15 protein-coding genes and 1 tRNA gene are annotated in these 16,349 nt (G+C 67.1%); 4 read left to right on the forward strand and 12 right to left on the reverse strand.

Translation table 11 applies throughout. The features are described from left to right. Window positions 1–14 precede the first annotated feature (14 nt). From E3O06_RS08780 to E3O06_RS08795, 4 genes are read right to left on the reverse strand one after another with little or no spacing between them, the layout of a single operon-like run. Entirely contained in the window at window positions 15–716 is a 702-nt protein-coding gene (locus tag E3O06_RS08780) for an alpha/beta fold hydrolase (protein WP_134502828.1), read from the reverse strand. A 26-nt stretch (window positions 717–742) separates the two neighbouring features. Further along, window positions 743–1,333: an isochorismatase family protein gene (locus E3O06_RS08785; RefSeq protein ID WP_134502830.1), complete on the reverse strand. Its 591-nt coding sequence runs from the start codon at window positions 1,331–1,333 to the stop codon at window positions 743–745. A gap of 17 nt (window positions 1,334–1,350) precedes the next feature. After that, on the reverse strand, window positions 1,351–2,829 hold the full coding sequence (locus tag E3O06_RS08790) for a D-alanyl-D-alanine carboxypeptidase/D-alanyl-D-alanine-endopeptidase (RefSeq protein ID WP_134502831.1): 1,479 nt from the start codon (window positions 2,827–2,829) through the stop codon (window positions 1,351–1,353). Window positions 2,830–2,863: 34 nt separating this feature from the next. Beyond that, window positions 2,864–3,850 carry a Gfo/Idh/MocA family protein gene (locus E3O06_RS08795; RefSeq protein WP_134502833.1) on the reverse strand — a complete coding sequence of 329 codons (987 nt, stop codon included), beginning with the start codon at window positions 3,848–3,850 and terminating at the stop codon, window positions 2,864–2,866. 66 nt (window positions 3,851–3,916) lie between these two features. Between E3O06_RS08795 and E3O06_RS08800 the strand changes: the two genes are divergently transcribed. Beyond that, window positions 3,917–4,186, forward strand: coding sequence for a hypothetical protein (locus E3O06_RS08800; RefSeq protein ID WP_134502835.1), 270 nt, complete (start codon window positions 3,917–3,919; stop codon window positions 4,184–4,186). Window positions 4,187–4,327: 141 nt separating this feature from the next. Here the strand turns inward: E3O06_RS08800 and arsA are convergent, their stop codons facing one another. After that, a complete protein-coding gene (gene arsA, locus E3O06_RS08805; protein ID WP_134502837.1) occupies window positions 4,328–6,085 on the reverse strand; it encodes an arsenical pump-driving ATPase in 1,758 nt (585 codons plus the stop codon). Between the two features lie 4 nt (window positions 6,086–6,089). Then, window positions 6,090–6,473 carry an arsenite efflux transporter metallochaperone ArsD gene (arsD, locus tag E3O06_RS08810; protein WP_134502839.1) on the reverse strand — a complete coding sequence of 128 codons (384 nt, stop codon included), beginning with the start codon at window positions 6,471–6,473 and terminating at the stop codon, window positions 6,090–6,092. A 96-nt stretch (window positions 6,474–6,569) separates the two neighbouring features. On the opposite strand from arsD, the gene arsM reads away from it, so the two are divergent. Genes arsM through E3O06_RS08825 form a run of 3 tightly spaced genes read left to right on the forward strand, consistent with a single transcriptional unit; the run spans window position 6,570 to window position 8,646 of the window. Next, entirely contained in the window at window positions 6,570–7,334 is a 765-nt protein-coding gene (gene arsM, locus E3O06_RS08815; RefSeq protein WP_134502841.1) for an arsenite methyltransferase, read from the forward strand. 48 nt (window positions 7,335–7,382) lie between these two features. After that, a complete protein-coding gene (locus tag E3O06_RS08820; RefSeq protein WP_134502843.1) occupies window positions 7,383–7,742 on the forward strand; it encodes a hypothetical protein in 360 nt (119 codons plus the stop codon). Window positions 7,743–7,788: 46 nt separating this feature from the next. Beyond that, entirely contained in the window at window positions 7,789–8,646 is an 858-nt protein-coding gene (locus E3O06_RS08825; protein WP_134502845.1) for an META domain-containing protein, read from the forward strand. Between the two features lie 106 nt (window positions 8,647–8,752). Here the strand turns inward: E3O06_RS08825 and E3O06_RS08830 are convergent. The 6 genes from E3O06_RS08830 to topA form a co-directional block, all read right to left on the reverse strand. Then, window positions 8,753–8,828 (reverse strand) — tRNA-Thr (locus E3O06_RS08830). Between the two features lie 46 nt (window positions 8,829–8,874). After that, window positions 8,875–9,531 (reverse strand): TetR/AcrR family transcriptional regulator, encoded by a 657-nt coding sequence (locus tag E3O06_RS08835; protein ID WP_134502847.1) that lies wholly within the window; start codon window positions 9,529–9,531, stop codon window positions 8,875–8,877. 46 nt (window positions 9,532–9,577) lie between these two features. Then, window positions 9,578–11,113, reverse strand: a complete 1,536-nt coding sequence (locus tag E3O06_RS08840; protein WP_134502849.1) for an alpha/beta hydrolase — start codon at window positions 11,111–11,113, stop codon at window positions 9,578–9,580. 105 nt (window positions 11,114–11,218) lie between these two features. Next, on the reverse strand, window positions 11,219–12,391 hold the full coding sequence (locus E3O06_RS08845) for a DNA polymerase III subunit delta' (RefSeq protein ID WP_134502851.1): 1,173 nt from the start codon (window positions 12,389–12,391) through the stop codon (window positions 11,219–11,221). A gap of 184 nt (window positions 12,392–12,575) precedes the next feature. Further along, window positions 12,576–13,193, reverse strand: coding sequence for a dTMP kinase (tmk, locus tag E3O06_RS08850; RefSeq protein WP_134502853.1), 618 nt, complete (start codon window positions 13,191–13,193; stop codon window positions 12,576–12,578). Beyond that, entirely contained in the window at window positions 13,190–16,219 is a 3,030-nt protein-coding gene (gene topA, locus E3O06_RS08855; protein WP_134502857.1) for a type I DNA topoisomerase, read from the reverse strand. The genes tmk and topA overlap by 4 nt, the downstream gene beginning before the upstream one ends. Window positions 16,220–16,349: the final 130 nt, after the last annotated feature.

The raw sequence follows: 16,349 nt of genomic DNA on the forward strand, positions 1-16,349 counted from the left end.
CACCCGCCCGAGATTCAGGCCAGAAATTGCAGGGCGGCCTGCTGGAACTCGCGCGAAGTCAGCGCCGTGAAGTGGGTGCGGCCCGGCAACTCGAGGTATTGCGCGCCGCGTTCGGCCGCCAGGGCCGCGACCCCGGCCGGAATCGCGTCTGCTCCGCCGGCCACGAACAGCTGCGGGATGCCGGCGGGTACGTCGAGCGTGCACCCCGCGACCCCCCGCACGCAGGCCAGCAGCGCTTCGCGGTCGGCTCCGGCCGCGATATACGGGCCGAGCACCGCCGCGATGGACGGGTCGGCGGGCCGATCGCCGGACATCACGTACCGGTCCAGAGCGCCCCGGTCCCAAGTGTCGAACAGTTCGAGCGGCCCGGCCCCGCCGAGCACGAGGCTGCGCACCCGTTCCGGCACCAGTCGGGCCAGGGCGGCGACAACCCGGGAGCCCATGGAGTAGCCGATCACGTCGACCCGCTCGAGTTCAAGGGTGTCGAGCACGGCCACGAGGTCCGCCGCCAGCTGCCGCGGTGCGTAATCGGCGGCGCGGTGCGGCTTGTCACTGTGGCCGTGGCCGCGCAGGTCGGGGGTGATCGCGCCGCGGCCGGCTTCGCCCAGGGCACGAACCCAGCCGGAGCTACTCCAGGTAGCCGCTGCGGTCGACGCGAAACCGTGCACGAGCAGAACCGGCCGCTCTCCCCCTGTGGCATCGAAGGCCACACGCACACCGTCGATCCTTCTGGCGAACCGGGTCACTCGACGGCGTCGCTCGCGGCGAACACCGCGCCGGCGTGCGCCATCTCGGCGAGAGCGGCCGCGGTGGATTCGGCGGCGACCCCGGCCACCAGGTCCGTCAGTACACGAACGTGCTGGCCGTGTTCGAGGGCGTCGAGGGTGGACGCCCGCACGCAGTAATCGGTGGCGAGCCCGACCATATCGATGTCTGTCACGCCGTGCTCGCTCAGCAGCGACCCCACAGTCTGCCCGGCCTCGGTGGTGCCCTCGAAGATGGAGTAGGCGGGCTTGCCCTGGCCCTTGCGAATGTGGAAGGTCACGGCATCCGTTGTGAGGGCGGGGTGATATTCGGCGCCAGCTGTGCCCGCCACGCAGTGCACGGGCCAGGTCGTGACGTAGTCGGGAGCCGCGTCGCGGGCGAAGTGGCCGCCGTTGTCGTTGCCGATATCGTGCCAGTCGCGCGAGGCGAATACGTATTTATAGGCGAGGGGATGCTGCGCCAACAGCGCGCTCACGCCCGCAGCGACCGCAGCCCCGCCGTCTACGGCGAGCGCGCCGCCCTCGGTGAAGTCGTTCTGAACGTCGATGATGAACAGTGCACGGGTCACGATGTCTCCTTCGAAAATCAGTTGTTAGAGAGATTATTGCCGCAGTGGAAGAAGCCGGTGGCCAGGGTGTCGATGGCGATTTTCGCGTTCGAGCTCACGTTACCTATGGCATAGATGGCGAAGGTAAGCGGGGTGCCGTCGGCGGCATGGATGACGCCCGCGAGGGTGTAGCCGGTGTCGATCCAGCCGGTCTTGGCGAAAACGGCGCCGTCGGCGGCGGAATTGGCTCCGGCGAAACGGTCGCTGTAGGAGAGCGATCCGCGCGGTCCCCCGGCGATCGGCAGGCCGTCGAACAGCACTCCGAGGTTGCCCTCGCGGGCGTTGACCTTGAGAAACAGGGCGGTCAGGTAGGCTGGCGACACGGCATTGTTCGGGCTGAGGCCCGAACCGTCCTTGATGATCATGCCGGTCGTGTCGATGCCGTAGGCGGCCAGACCGCCGACGATGCCCGCCTGCAGCGCGGAGAAAGAGTTGCCTGCACCGTTTTCGATGGCCACGAGGCGCGCGAGCATCTCGGCGAGGGTGTTGTCACTCACAATCAGGGACTGCTGAACAAGGGTCGACACCGTCGCGGACTGCACGGCGGCGAGTTGCGCTGCGCCGGCCGGGGCGGTGGCCTGGCTGATCGTGAGTTGGCCGCCAAGGGCGTCAGCGAAGGCCTGGCCCGCCCGGGCAATCGGGTCTTCACTACGGGCCGAGGTACTGCGGGTGGGGTCATTGCGGTCGCCGTCGACCATGAGCGCGGTGATCTCGGGCATGTAGCCGAGGCCGAGTTCGGTGCGCGCCCAGCCCTCGTCCCAGTCGGGGCCCGAGAAATACGAGGAGTCGAGCACGAGCGAGGTGATCGGCGGGTTGGCCGGATCGGCGGCCCAGGCGACCATGGTCTGGGTGGCGAGGTCGTCGAGGTGGGCGGCGCCGGTGTAGAACGGTTCCTGGCCGGTGGGCAGCCGGGACAGGGTGAGGTCTCCGCCACCGACGAGCACGATCTGGCCCGGTTCGGCGCCCGTCACGACGCGGGTGGTGGCCCGATAGTCGCTGCCGAGCACGCTGAGTGCGGCGGCCGAGGTGAGCACCTTCATGACGCTCGCCGTGCGCGACGACGTCGTTCCGCCGCGGTCGAACAGCACCTCACCGGTGCTGGCGTTGACCACCTGCGCCTGAAATTCGGCGAGCCTCCCATCGGCGGCGAGCCCGGCGACCGAGCAGGTGCGCAGCCGGCTGGCCGTCGTCGCCTCGGCGGGCACCGGCCGGGCCGGGTCGACGGTGGGCGTGGGGCTCGGCGTTGCCGTCGGTGAATTCACAGCGGATGCCGCCGCCGGCTCGTTCGCGCCGGTCTGCGTTCCGGCGAACACGGCCCCACTGCCCAGCAGCACGAAGACGAGGGCGCCCGCGGCGATCAGCCAGGCCCGGCGGTGCCGGTTGAAGACGGCCGCGATCCCGCCGCGCGGGGCACCGCCAGCCGTGCCGGGTTCGGGTGTCTGCACTGGTTCTTCCACCTCCGTATGCTAACCGACGCGCCTTGCAGTCGGGCTATTCGCCCGGGTAGCGCAGTCCGATCCGGGCTCGCACCGCGTCGAGGGTGCGCATGATGGCGACCGATTCCTCGGCCGGCATGACGTCGCTCGAGATCGTTCCGGCGCGAATCAGTGCCTCGGCTGCGACCGCTTCGAAGTGCATCCCGCGCCCGGTGAATTCGGCGGGCAAAAATATCTCGAGCACGGCGCCGAGGGTGTCGAGCACCCGAAAACCGGTCGGCGCGTACCAGACGGCGTCGATGTCGATGCGCCCGTGGGTGCCGATGATCGACGCCGTGGTCGGTCCAAGGGTGTCACTCGCCGAGAACGTCGTGGCGATCTGGCCGCCGGCGTAGCGAAAAATCGTCGCGACCTGGGCATCCGCTCCGGTGGCCTTGAACGAGGCGCTGGCCAGGATCGTGTCGGGTGGCCCGAACACGGCGTGCGCGAAGTTGATCGGGTAGACGCCGAGGTCGAGCAGCGCGCCGCCGCCGAGGGCGAGCGCGTTCAGCCGGTGCTCGGGGTCGTCGGGAAGATCCTGGGTGTGGTCGGCGAGCAGGCTGCGGACGTCGCCGAGGGTTCCGGCGGCGAGAATCTCGCGGATACGCGCCATGTGCGGCAGAAATCTGGTCCACATGGCTTCGAGGACGAGCAGGTTCTTGCTCGCGGCGAGGCCGACGACCTGTCGGGCTTCGTTGGCGTTGAGCGCAAACGGCTTCTCGATCAGCACGTGCTTGCCGGCATTCAGCGCGAGGGCAGCGTGCTCGGCGTGAAACGGGTGCGGCGTCGACACGTAGATGACGTCGACTTCGGGGTCGTTCACGAGGGCTGCATAGCTGGCATGCGCGGTGGGGATGGCGAATTCGGCGGCGAAGGCATCCGCTGTGGCCTGGCTGCGCGAGCCGACGGCCTGCACGGTGTGGCCGTTCTGCACGAGGTCATGGGTGAACAGGTGGGCGATGCCGCCGGTGGCCAGGATTCCCCAGCGAATGAGAGCCGTCATGCCTGCAGTTTATCCACGGGCACCGACACGCGACGTACTGACCTTTATATAGGACAAACTAGAGCGATGATCACCCTGCAGCAGGATGCCGATGGCTTCATCCGCATGAACCGGCACTTTCCCGACAACTCAGTCATCAGCATCAGTTTTACCGACGGGGCCGCGGAGGAATTCACCGGAGCCCAGCTCAACGGCGTCTTCGACGATGCGCTGGCCGAGTTTCGCGGCCAGAACCGCCTCGAGGGCGCGAAGGGATTCTCGCGGGCACCCGCCAAGACCGTGCACCCCACCAAGAACATCACCTTCGTCAAGGTGCACCCCGGAATGGCCCGCTAGCCTCAACCGCCCAGACCCGCACGCGCCCAAATGCTGCTCGCGCGGCCATCGGCGGCTCGCGCGGCTGGCCTACCACCCGAGCCAGCAGCATCCGCTCGCCCATGCAGCAAACGGCCGCGCAACAAGCGGATGCCGGCGCGCTCAGACCGGTTGCGGCGCGAGCGCCGTGAGAGCGGCGAGCTTGTCGACGCCGATCGGTTCCTCCTCGAGCAGCGGAACGATCGCGACCCGATCGGCGCGGGCGAAGACGGCCTCGATCTGGGTGGCTTCGTTGGCGGCACGCGCCTGCAGAAACGGCGTCTCGGGGTGCGCGGCAGCGATGGAATTGTTGACGACCCAGCCCCAGGGCATGATTCCGGCACGCTGGAGATCCTGCTGCAGGCTCTCGGCCTCGAGCACGGGCGTCGTCTCCGCGAGGGTCACGAGGAGCACCTTGGTCAGCGTCGGATCCTGCAGCCGCATCAGCGGGGTCACGAAGGCCATGCTCTCCCCCATCTGGCGGGAGATTTCGCGGTGATACGACCCGGTGGCATCCAGCAGCAGCAGGGTGTGGCCGGTCGGTGCGGTGTCGACGACGACGAATTCGTGACGGGATTCATGTACCGCCTGGGAGAACTGCCGGAACACCGCGACCTCGTCGGTGCACGGCGACAGCAGGTCTTCGGCCAGGGCGGCCCGGCCATCGTCGTCGAGGTTCTTGCCCTTGGTGGCCATGACGTGTTCGCGGTACTCGCGAATCGCCTGCTCCGGGTCGATGCGCGACACGCGCAGCCCGGGCACGCTTCCGTGCAGGGTGTCGATCAGGTGGGCGGCCGGGTCCGTCGTGGTCAGGTGCACGGGGTGGCCGCGCTGGGCGAGGGCAACGGCGAGCGCCGCCGCGATCGTGGTCTTGCCGACGCCGCCCTTGCCCATGCAGAGGATCAGGCCGTGGCCGGTCGGCTCCAGTTCGTCGACGAAGCGGCCGAGCGGGGCCTCCAGAACGTCGACCACGGTGTGGCCTGACACAACGCCAGCACTCTCGGCCTGGAACAGGGTACGCAGCGCGTCAATGCCCATCATGTTGCCGGACTTGAGTTCGAGAACGTCCCGCGGCAGGGCAGCGAGCGAGGTGGGAATGCCGTCCAGCGCCGCCGACTCCCGGTGGCGCACGGCTGTCGCGATCGGTTCCGTTCCCACAGCGGCGGGCAATACACCATTGATCACGACGTAGCCGCCGCGAATGCCGATCTGCGCCAACTCGCCGAAGGTACGGTCAATCTCGCTCAGAGCGGATGCCTGCGCCCGCGCCACCAGCACCAGTCGCGTGCGCTCGGGGTCGGCCAGGGCAGCGACCGCGGCGGCGTACACCGTTTTGTGCTTCTCCAGCCCCGACAGCGGACCGAGGCAGGACGGATCGCCCTTGCCCGCATCGAGGAACTCGGTCCAGGAGCCGGGCAGCTGCAGCAGGCGGATGGTGTGGCCGGTCGGCGCGGTATCGAAGACGATGTGGTCGTAGGTCACCAGCAGGCTGTCATCGGTGAGCAGGTTGGTGAACTCGTCGAACGAGGCGACCTCGGTCGTGCACGATCCAGACAACCCCTCAGCAATGCTCGCGAGCTCGCGCTCCGGGAGCAGCCCGCGAACCGGCGCGATGATGCGTTCGCGGTAGGCATCCGCGGCCTGTTCGGGGTCGATTTCCAGCGCGCTGAGGCCCGGAATCGCGATGATCGGAGTGACCGTGTTGCCGATCGTGAGGCCGAACACCTGCCCGATGTTGGAGGCCGGGTCGGTGCTCACGAGCAGCACGCGCCGACCCCGATCGGCGAGCTCGATGGCCGTGGCGCAGGCGACGGAGGTCTTTCCCACGCCGCCCTTGCCGGTGAAGAACAGAAAGCGGGGTGGGTCTTCCAGGAACTTCATGGAGCTAGCAGCAGCCGGTCGCGCCGCCGCAGCATCCGCTTTCGGATTTCTCGGTCAGGCCGAGCTGTACTCGGTCGGTTGGCGCAGCGAGGCCGGCGAAGGCGAGCAACTGGGCTTTCGACGGGTAGGCGCCGGTCGCCACGGTGACGCCGTCGACGACGGTGAGCGGTAGCCCGGTAGAACCGACGACGTGCATGAAGGCGCGAACAGTCTCATCGGTGGTGAAAGCCAGCGGGTCGGTGGCCAGATTGTGACGCTGGATGTCTGCGCCCTGGTCCTGCAGGCTGCGCACGCTCGCGGTCACCTCGACCAGGGACTGGTCGACGTCGACACCACAGACCCCTGTGTCGCAGCACAGGGCCGGTTCGTAGATTCGGATGGCAACCATGTCGATCTCCCTCGTAATGTCAATTCCACTCACTATATCGATAAGTATCAATGTAGCAGTAGGCTGGTGCCGCCACCTACAGGAAAGGAACAACTGATGACCGAAAAGTCGGAGATCACGGAGTCGGTGCGCGAGCGCTACGCCGCCGCCGCGCTGCAGTTGACGGATGTCTCAAGCACGTCGTGCTGCGTACCCACCGACCTGGGCAACGGCACCGTGTTCGGATCCGTGCTGTACACCGAGGGCGAGAATTCGCAGGTTCCCGAGGAAGCGTTTCTGGCCAGTCTCGGCTGCGGCAACCCCCCAGCGGTCGCCGACCTGCGCGCCGGGGAAAGCGTGCTCGACCTCGGCTCCGGAGGCGGCATCGACGTGCTCCTCTCTGCACGCCGGGTGGGCCCGACCGGCTTCGCGTACGGGCTCGACATGACCGACGAAATGCTCACCCTGGCACGCGCCAACGCGGCAAAAGCCGGCGCCACCAACGTTGAGTTCATCAAGGGACAGATCGAGGCCATTCCCCTGGCCGATGACAGCATCGACGTCATCATCTCCAACTGTGTCATCAACCTCTCGGCCGACAAGAACGCGGTCATCTCCGAGATGTTCCGGGTGTTGAAACCCGGAGGGCGCCTCGGCATCTCCGACGTCGTCGCCGAAGACCAGCTGAGCGCAGAAGACCGGGTCGCGCGCGGCAGCTACACCGGCTGCATCGCCGGAGCCCTATCGAACCGGGAGTACCTCGAGGCCCTGGCCGCAGCCGGCTTCGTCGATGCGAGCGTGGAATACACCCACGAGGTCGCCCGCGAGATGCACGGAGCCATCGTCAAGGCCCTCAAGCCTGCCCTGGCCGCCCGGATTTGAAGCCACTGCGCTGGACAATCCCCGTGGCCCGCGGCCATAATCAAACCCATGGGGGCTATACCGAGTACGACGCAGCGCACCGCCATGCAGTGGGCGGCGCTGAATCTGGGAATTGTTGTTCTGGCACTTGGACTGGTCTGGCTGGTCAGATTCAAATCCACTGTCTGCGCCATCTCCAGCTTTGCACCGTGCCCCGGACCGGAGGCGCGGTTACTTCCCGCCGTGGTGTCATCGGTCGTTCTGGTTCTGTTGCTCTGTGGCGCCGTGGTCGCCGCGTATGTCGTGCCGAGTGATCACCTCCTCACAGTGATGAGCTGGGTGACCTTACTTCTGGCCGTCGCGGGGTTTGTCGGCAGTCTCGTCGTGTTGTTCTCTGCCGGTTTCGTGGTCTGGCCGGTGTGGGCATGACGGGTCCCGATGGCGGCTTCGCGGTAGCGGCTTAACGGTGAAACGGATGCTCCGGCGTGCGGTGACGGGTTTGGCGGCAGTCCTCGTGCTCGCCCTGACGGCGTGTGCGCAGGGTCCGAGCGATCCGGGCGCTGCGAATCTCGATTCCGGTCCCGATACGGGTACCGAATCCACCGCACTGGGCTTGGTTGATCTGTGGCGCGTCTCCGGCGCGGAAGGCGAGGACACGGACACCTGGCTGCGACTGGACGTCCCGGAGTTCCAGCTATGGCGAGACTGCGGCATGATCCAGGGATCGTGGCGCGCGACAGACACGTTGTTCGTGGCGTCCACATACGGGGCCAGCGGCGAGTGCGTCACGGGGTCGACCCTGCCTCGACTGGCCTGGCTGGAGTCCGTCATTGGGTATCGTGCGGCCGGTGACAGCTGGGAGTTGAGCGATGCGCAGGGTGCGGTGGTCGCGACCCTGACCCTGGACGGCGGCCCCGATCCGATCCCGACTGCCGCCGATTTCTTTACCGAGCCGCCGGTGATCACGGACAGGATGCGGGAGGGGCTGCGGCAACCAGCGCCCCTGCCCGGCGGGCTGACCCCGGCCACGCCGGAGATCCTGGCCGCACGATGGACACCGGCTGACCACAGTGGAACAACCGCCCCCCATGTGGTCTTTGAGGCGGACGGCACGTGGACGGGTTCCGACGGATGCAACGGCGGACAGGGCCGTTGGGCAGCCGATGGTACCGGGGCGTTCCTGGCTACACCCGGGATATCGACGCTGATGGCGTGCGAGGGCGCGCCGGTCCCGTCTTGGGTGACCGAGGCCAGATGGGCCATTATCGACAACGAGTCACTGCGACTGCTCGATGCGAGCGCAGCTGAGCTCGGCCGGCTCGAACGCGATTGAACGGTTCGCGGGCCATCGCGGGAGCCCCGTCTGTCGGCGCAAATGACGAATTCAGCACAACCCGCTGTTGAGGCCATCTCAGGACCCGTGCTGGCAGCATATTCAGTGGAGCCGCCTGTCAGAATCGAACTGACGACCTTCTCATTACGAGTGAGATGCTCTACCAACTGAGCTAAGGCGGCGATACCAGAACGCCCCATAAGGCACTCGGTGACACAGCAGCCAAGCCTAGTCGTTTCTGCGAGTGATTCTGTACACCTCGGCGAATGAGGCGTTCACGCGCTCCGAGAGCGGGCTCGCACCGTCGCCCTCCGCCCAGCACCGCCAGGCGTGCCGGATGGCGGCCACGGCCACCAGGGTGAACAGCAGGGCGCGCTGGTTCAGCTCGGCGGTGTCGCCTTCGAGGGCGGTGTCGTCGGCTACAGCGGGGGCATCCGCTCTGAAACGTCGCTCGATGATCTGCTGCAGCTGGTCTTCGAAGTCGCGCAGGGTGGCCATGCGCATTCCGAACAGGTAGGCGTTTTCTTTCATGACCGTGCGACGCAACTGGTGGATCTCCCGGTCGGCCTCGGTGCGCTGCAGGCTTTTGGAGAGCAGTACGGCCAGATCGGCGAGCACGTCGCTGTCCGGTCCGCCGGCGACGAAAACCTCGATATCTTCAGCGGATGCCAGTCCCGGTGCGTCGCCGATCAGCGCGGCGTCTTTCGAGGGGAAGTAGTTGAAGAAGGTGCGCGGCGACACGTTGGCAACCCTGCTGATGTCCTCGACGGTGACGTGGTCGATACCGCGTTCGCGCGACAGGGTCAGCACGGCATACTGGATGGCCCGTCGGGTGGCGAGGCGTTTGCGCTCCCGCAGTCCAGGCGCTTCAGTTTCGATCGACATGCCGCAATTATTTCACAGCGTGCAAACTACTGACACTGCGGGTCTGCTAGCACTGGGGGTCGGCGGCCGGCACGATTCCGTCGACGAGATAGGAGTCGACCGCATCATTCACGCAGGAGTTCGACTTGTTGTAGGCGGTGTGGCCCTCCCCGGTGTAGGTCACCAGGCTGCCGCTGTCGAGCTGTTCGGCCAGCTGCTGCGCCCAGACATACGGGGTAGCCGGGTCGTTGGTAGTGCCGACGACGAGGATAGGTGCCGCCCCGGCCGCATGGATCTCGGCGCGTTCCCCGGAGGATTTGTACGGCCAGTCGGCGCAGCCGATGTCGCCGAAGCTCATGAACCGGCCGATCACGGGGGCCGCTGCCTCGAGCTCGGCGGCCTGGGCGCGCATCGCGGTCGGGTCGGCGTTGTAGGAATAGTCGATGCAGTTGATCGCCATGAACGACTCGGTCGAGTTGTCGGTGTAGTTACCTTCGTCGTCGCGGCCGTTGTAAGCGTCGGCGAACTGAAAAGCTACGTCGGCGCTGCCGTGCAGCACCGTGTCCAGCATTTCGCTCAGTTGCGGCCACGCGGTTGCCTGGTACAACGGGTAGATGATCGCGGTAAGCAGTGCGTTTCCGCCCAGCGGGCGGCCGTCCGTGGCCGTAATGGGACTCGCGTCCACCGATTCGAGCAGCGCGCCGATCGTGGTCATGGCGCTGTCGACGCTGCCGCGGAACGGGCAGTCCTGCCCCGCGAGGCAATCGGTGAGGTAGGCGCGCAGGGCATTCTCGAAGCCAACCGCCTGGGTCTTGGTCACTTCGAAATTACTGGTCGAGGGGTCGACCGCGCCGTCGAGCACGAGGCGGCCGACCTTCTCGGGAAAAAGCTCGGCGTAGGTGGCTCCGAGAAAGGTGCCGTACGAGTAGCCCAAATAGTTCAGATGGGTGTCACCGAGCACGGCGCGCAGCAGGTCGAGGTCGCGGGCGGCGCTCTGGGTGTCGACCGTGCCGAGTAGCGGCCCGGTCTGTTCGGCGCATGCAGCCGCGAAGGCGTCGGCGGAGGCTGCCAGTTCGGCGATCCAGGCGTCCGTTCCGCGTTCTGCTGTTGCCAGTCCGTAGAGGTATTCGTCCATGTCGGCCGAGTCGTAACAGGAGACCGCCGAGGAGCGCCCGACACCACGGGGGTCGAAACCGACGACATCGAAGCTCGCCTGCAGGGTGGCATCGGTGGCGTAATCGAGGGAATCCTTGATGAAATCATAACCGGAACCGCCCGGTCCGCCGGGGTTGACCAGCAGCGATCCGATCCGGTCGCCGCCGGTGGCGACGTGGCGAACCAGGGCGAGCGACACGTCACCGGCGGTCGGGTCGGCGTAGTCGAGCGGCGCGGTGGCTTCGGCGCACTGCAGGCCGTCGCCACAGTCGTCCCACTGCAGCACCTGGCTGTAAAACGGGGCGAGGTCGTTCCGGACCTGTTCGTTGGTGGGGGTGGACTCGGCGGGGCCGGCATCCGTCGAGAACAGGGAGGCGCATCCGCTGAGAGCGAGGGTGAGGGCCAGGGCGGCGGTCGTGGCACTGGTGGCGCGGATGTTGCGGTTCAACGGATTCCTCTTTCACGAAGAGCGGATGCTGCGGGTCAGGCTACCGAAGGCGGCTGGGAGTCACTGTGGTTGATGTCACTGTGGTTGATGTCACTGTGGTTGATGTCACTGTGGGCGGCGGATCGCCGAGACGAGCATCGCCTCGAGGGCGAGGGCCGGGGCAACGTTGCCCTGGATGCGCTGGCGCGCCACCGCGATGGCGTCCATCGTGGCGACCGTCGCGGCGGGGGCGCTGGACCTGCTCGCGGTGCGCAGCTCGTCGAGCAGTTCGAGGTTGATCACGGACTGGTCGCGGCCCAGCTGCACCATCATCACGTCGCGGTAAAGCGAAGCGAGGTCGACCAGGATGCGGTCGATGCCGTCGCGCAGGCTGCGCACCGCCCGACGCTTTTGGTCGTCTTCGAGCGCCTTGATCTGACTGCGCAGCCCCGGCGGAACCGATTGCCCGGCCTCGACCCCGAGCGAGCGCAACATGCCGTCGCGCTCGGCGGCATCCAGCTCGATCGTTATCGCTTTGGCGTCATCACCGGCGATTGCGAGCAGCCGCGCCGCCGCGTTGACCGCCGACGACACCGAGCGGATGCCCAGCGCCGTGCGCAGGGTCTCCTCGCGTCGCGCCCGCGCGTCGGCGTTGGTCGCGAGCCGCCGGGCCATTCCGATGTGGCTCTGGGCGAGGCGGGCACTGAGTTCGGCGACGACCGGGTCGACGCCGTTGCGCCGCACGAGCAGGTCGGCAACATCGGCCACGCTCGGTACGCGCAGGCGCACGGTGCGCACGCGCGAGCGGATGGTGGGGAGCAGGTCGGCCTCGCTCGGTGCGCACAGAATCCACACGGTGCGTTCGGGCGGCTCTTCGAGGGCTTTCAGCAGCACATTGGAGGTGCGCTCGACCATGCGGTCGGCATCTTCGACGACGACGACCCGGTAGCGACCGACCGACGGAGAATATTGCGAGCGGGCGACGGCTTCCTTGACCGATTCCATCTTGATGATGACGCCCTCGGTGGTGAGCACGCTGAGGTCGGGGTGGGTGCGTGCGTCGACTTGCCGGGCGGCCGCAAGGTCTTCGGCGGGCGTGCCCGGGCTGAGCAGGGCTGCCGCGAAGGCGAAGGCGAGGTTCGAGCGACCGGAGCCGGGCGGCCCGGTGATGAGCCAGGCGTGTGTCATGGAGGTGGACTCGGCGCTGGAGCTGCCCTGGGTACTGGGCACCCGTTGCGCCGCTGCCCGGAAGATGGCGATCGCGTCGGCCTGTCCCGTTAGGTTGTCCCACACTGCCATGAGTCAAGGGTAACCCGCCCCGCCGACAGGCCGTGTCCTCCGCGGGCCTTCTCCCGACCGGGCCCGGGCCCGGAAAGTGGGCCCATGATTGATCATGGGCCCACTTTCATAAGATGGGCCCGGTTGCAAGAGGTGGGCCCGGTTGCAAGAGGTGGGCCCGGTTTCCGGGCCCGGGCCCGGAAGGTCAGAGGAGCGGCGCCACCCGTGCCCGAATGATGGCGGCGATCTCGTCGGCGGGAGCTGCGGCATCCACTATCAGGAACCGGTTGGGCTCGGCGTCGGCCAATTCAAGGAACGCATCGCGCACGCGGGCGTGAAAGTCGTTCGCCTCGGCCTCAAGGCGGTCGAAGACTTTGTTGTCGGCGTCGAGCCGGGCGCGGGCGGTGCGCGAGTCGAGGTCGAGCAGCACGGTCAGGTCGGGCAGCAGTCCTTCGGCGGCCCAGAGCGACAGGTCGCGCACCTCCGTGGCGCCGAGTACGCGTCCGGCGCCCTGGTAGGCGACCGAGGAGTCCAGGTAGCGGTCCTGCACGATCACGTCCCCGCGGGCGAGGGCCGGCCGCAGCTTGGTGCCGACGTGCTGGGCCCGGTCGGCGGCGTAGAGCAACGCCTCGGCGCGCGGATCGACCTCGCCGCGGTGGTGCAGCACGATCTGTCGAATCTCAACGCCGACATCCGTTCCGCCGGGCTCGCGGGTGCGCAGCACGGTGCGCCCCCGCTCTTCGAGCCAGTCGGTGAGCAGCAGCGCCTGCGTGGTCTTGCCCGATCCGTCGCCGCCCTCAAGGGTAATGAACAGACCGGTCACGGCGCGATCATCGTCGCGGCAGCGAATTCAGCGGCCGAACTGGCCGTCTTCGCTGCCGGCTTCTTGACCGCCGGCTTCTTCGCGGCGGGCTTCTTGACCGCCGGCTTCTTCACCGGCACGGGTGTGCCGGCCAATGCGGCCTTCGCTGCCGCGTTCGCGGCCCGAGTAGCGGCCGCCTTCTTGGCGGTGGCCGCTTTGGCCGCCGCGGTAGGTGCCTTCTTGACGGCCGGCTTCTTGACGGCTGCCTTCTTAGCCGGTGCCTTCTTACGCGGTGCGGCCGGACCCTTGGCCCGCTTGTCGGCAAGCAGCTGCACGGCCCGGTCGAAGTCGATCTCCTCGATGTCCTCCGACTTGGGAATCGTCGCGTTGGTGACCCCGTCGGTCACGTACGCGCCAAACCGGCCGTCCTTGATCTTGATCGCCTTGCCGCTTTCAGGGTCGGGCGCTTCGAATTCCTTGAGGGCGCTCGAGGCCCGGCGAGCACCGTACTTGGGCTGGGCGTAGAGCTCGATCGCGCCCGGCAGGTCAATGTCGAAGATCTGGTCCTCGCTCGTGAGCGACCGGGTGTCGATGCCCTTCTTCAGGTACGGTCCGAATTTGCCGTTCTGGGCCAGAATCTCGGTGCCGGTCTCCGGGTCGAGCCCGACGACGCGCGGCAGGGCGAGCAGGCGCAGGGCCGTTTCGAGGTCGACCGTGGCCAGGTCCATCGACTTGAAAATGGATGCTGTGCGCGGCTTGTCCGCGGCAGCCACCTTTTTCGCGGCCGGCTTGCGCTTCGGCTTGGCCAATGCTGCGGTAGAACTAGTGACCTCGCCGGTGACGGAGTCAACGGTTTCGACCGGAGCGGCCACGACGGCAGCAACAACGGGTTCGACCGGTGCCGGCGCGAGCTCGGTGACGTATGGCCCGAATCGACCGTCCTTCGCGACGACCTCCTTGCCGTTGTCCGGGTTGAGGCCGATCACGCGGTCGGTGACGACCGGGGCGTCGATAAGCTCACGGGCCTTGGTCGCGGTCAGTTCGTCGGGGGCGAGTTCCGGTGGGATGTTCACGCGGCGGGGCGGGGCATCCGCTGCAGCGTCGGGGTCGATGACCTCGAGGTAGGGGCCGTACTTGCCGATGCGCAGGGTGATGTCGTCGCTGATGGTGACCGAGTTGATCACGCGCGGGTCGATCTCGCCGAGGTTGTCGATGACCTGGCGCAGGCCGCGGTGCTTGTCGCTGCCGAAGTAGAAGCTGTTGAGCCAGTCCAGACGGTTGGCTTCGCCGCCGGCGATGCGGTCGAGGTCGTCCTCCATCTCGGCGGTGAAGTCGTATTCGACCAGGTCGCCGAAGAACTCTTCAAGCAGGCGCACGACCGAGAACGCGATCCAGTTGGGGACGAGCGACTGGCCGCGCGGCGTGACGTAGCCGCGCTCGGTGATGGTCGAAATGATCGAGGCGAACGTCGACGGACGACCGATGCCGAGCTCTTCGAGCTTCTTGACCAGGCTGGCCTCGGTGTAGCGGGCGGCCGGGGTGGTCTCGTGCCCCTTGGCTTCAAGATCGAGCAGGGCCAGGCTCTGGCCCTCTTCGAGCGGGGGCAGCTTGGACTCGGTCGCTACGGCCTCCGCGTTGCGCTCCTCGTCCTTCGACTCTTCGTAGGCGAGCATGAAACCGCGGAACGTGATGACCGTTCCACTGGCTCCGAATTCAGCGAGCGCGCCCGACGCCGAAGGGTGCTCCGACGTGCCGGTCGGACCGGCCGCGATCGTCACGGAGGCGGTCGAACCGGTGGCGTCCTTCATCTGCGAGGCGACGGTGCGCTTCCAGATCAGGTCGTAGAGCTTGAAGTCATTGCCGCGCAGGCTCGACGCGAGCGAGGCCGGGGTGCGGAAGGTGTCGCCGGAGGGGCGAATGGCCTCGTGCGCTTCCTGCGCGTTCTTGCTCTTGCCCTTGTAGGCGCGCGGGGCATCCGGAACCGTCTCGGCCCCGTACAGCGCCGCGGCCTGGGTGCGGGCGGCCGTGAGGGCCTGTTGCCCGAGCGATGGCGAGTCGGTACGCATATAAGTGATGTACCCGTTTTCGTACAACGACTGGGCGACACTCATGGTCTGGCGGGCGGTGAAGCGCAGCTTGCGCGCCGCTTCCTGCTGCAGGGTCGAGGTCGTGAACGGCGCGGCGGGGCTGCGACGGTACGGCTTGGAGGTGACCTTGGTGACCTCGAGCTTCACGCCGGGGGTCTGCAGCGCGGTCGTCAGCGCGTGCGCGGCATCGGCGTCGAGGGTGACGGCCTTCACGGTGGGCTTGAGCGCACCGGAATCGTCGAAGTCGCCACCGGTGGCAATGCGCTCACCGTTGAGGCGCACGAGCTTCGCGTCGAAGGCCTGGTCGGTTTGTGAAGCGGATGCCGCCAGTCGCGCCAGCAGGTCCCAGTAGCCGGCGGAGACGAACGCGAGGCGTTCCTTCTCCCGGTCGACGACGAGGCGGGTCGCAGCGCTCTGCACGCGGCCGGCGGAGAGGCCGGGGCCGACCTTGCGCCACAGCACCGGGGAAATCTCGTAGCCGTAGATGCGGTCAAGGATGCGCCGGGTCTCCTGCGCGTCGACGAGGGCGGTGTCGAGGTCGCGGGTATTGTCCTTGGCGGCGAGGATGGCATCCTTGGTGATCTCGTGGAACACCATGCGCTTGACCGGGACTTTGGGCTGCAAAACCTGCAGCAGGTGCCAGGCAATGGCCTCGCCCTCGCGGTCCTCATCAGTTGCGAGCAAGAGTTCGTTCGCATTCTTGAGGGCCCGCTTGAGCTCGCTGACCGTCTTCTTCTTGGCGTCGCTCACGACGTAGTACGGCTCGAAACCGTTGTCGACATCGACCGAGAACCGGCCGAGAGCACCCTTCTTGAGCTCGGGCGGCAGGTTTTTCGGCTCGATCAGATCGCGAATGTGACCGACCGAAGACAAAACTTCATAGCCGTCGCCGAGATACGCGGCAATCGACTTCATCTTGGTCGGTGATTCAACAATGACCAGCTTCTTAGTGCCTGGCACCAGACTCCTCTTTATACGTAGTGGCCACATGATGGGCCAAGGCACACCATACACACCGGAATGGAGTGCGCGCCTAATCGACAGGCGCTCCTCGGCGCGTCCCGCTCGCACACACGGCACTCCCAGCCGT

Origin of the sequence: Cryobacterium glaciale (genome assembly GCF_004402535.1) — a bacterium.
Taxonomy (GTDB): Bacteria; Actinomycetota; Actinomycetes; order Actinomycetales; family Microbacteriaceae; genus Cryobacterium; species Cryobacterium glaciale.

Bases quoted from the DNA above. Each gene is read 5' to 3' on its own strand.
- E3O06_RS08795 (WP_134502833.1), bottom strand. From the start codon at position 3,850: ATGACGGCTCTCATTCGCTGGGGAATCCTGGCCACCGGCGGCATCGCC.
- E3O06_RS08800 (WP_134502835.1), top strand. From the start codon at position 3,917: ATGATCACCCTGCAGCAGGATGCCGATGGCTTCATCCGCATGAACCGG.
- arsA (WP_134502837.1), bottom strand. From the start codon at position 6,085: ATGAAGTTCCTGGAAGACCCACCCCGCTTTCTGTTCTTCACCGGCAAG.
- arsD (WP_134502839.1), bottom strand. From the start codon at position 6,473: ATGGTTGCCATCCGAATCTACGAACCGGCCCTGTGCTGCGACACAGGG.
- arsM (WP_134502841.1), top strand. From the start codon at position 6,570: ATGACCGAAAAGTCGGAGATCACGGAGTCGGTGCGCGAGCGCTACGCC.
- E3O06_RS08820 (WP_134502843.1), top strand. From the start codon at position 7,383: ATGGGGGCTATACCGAGTACGACGCAGCGCACCGCCATGCAGTGGGCG.
- E3O06_RS08825 (WP_134502845.1), top strand. From the start codon at position 7,789: ATGCTCCGGCGTGCGGTGACGGGTTTGGCGGCAGTCCTCGTGCTCGCC.
- E3O06_RS08835 (WP_134502847.1), bottom strand. From the start codon at position 9,531: ATGTCGATCGAAACTGAAGCGCCTGGACTGCGGGAGCGCAAACGCCTC.
- E3O06_RS08845 (WP_134502851.1), bottom strand. From the start codon at position 12,391: ATGGCAGTGTGGGACAACCTAACGGGACAGGCCGACGCGATCGCCATC.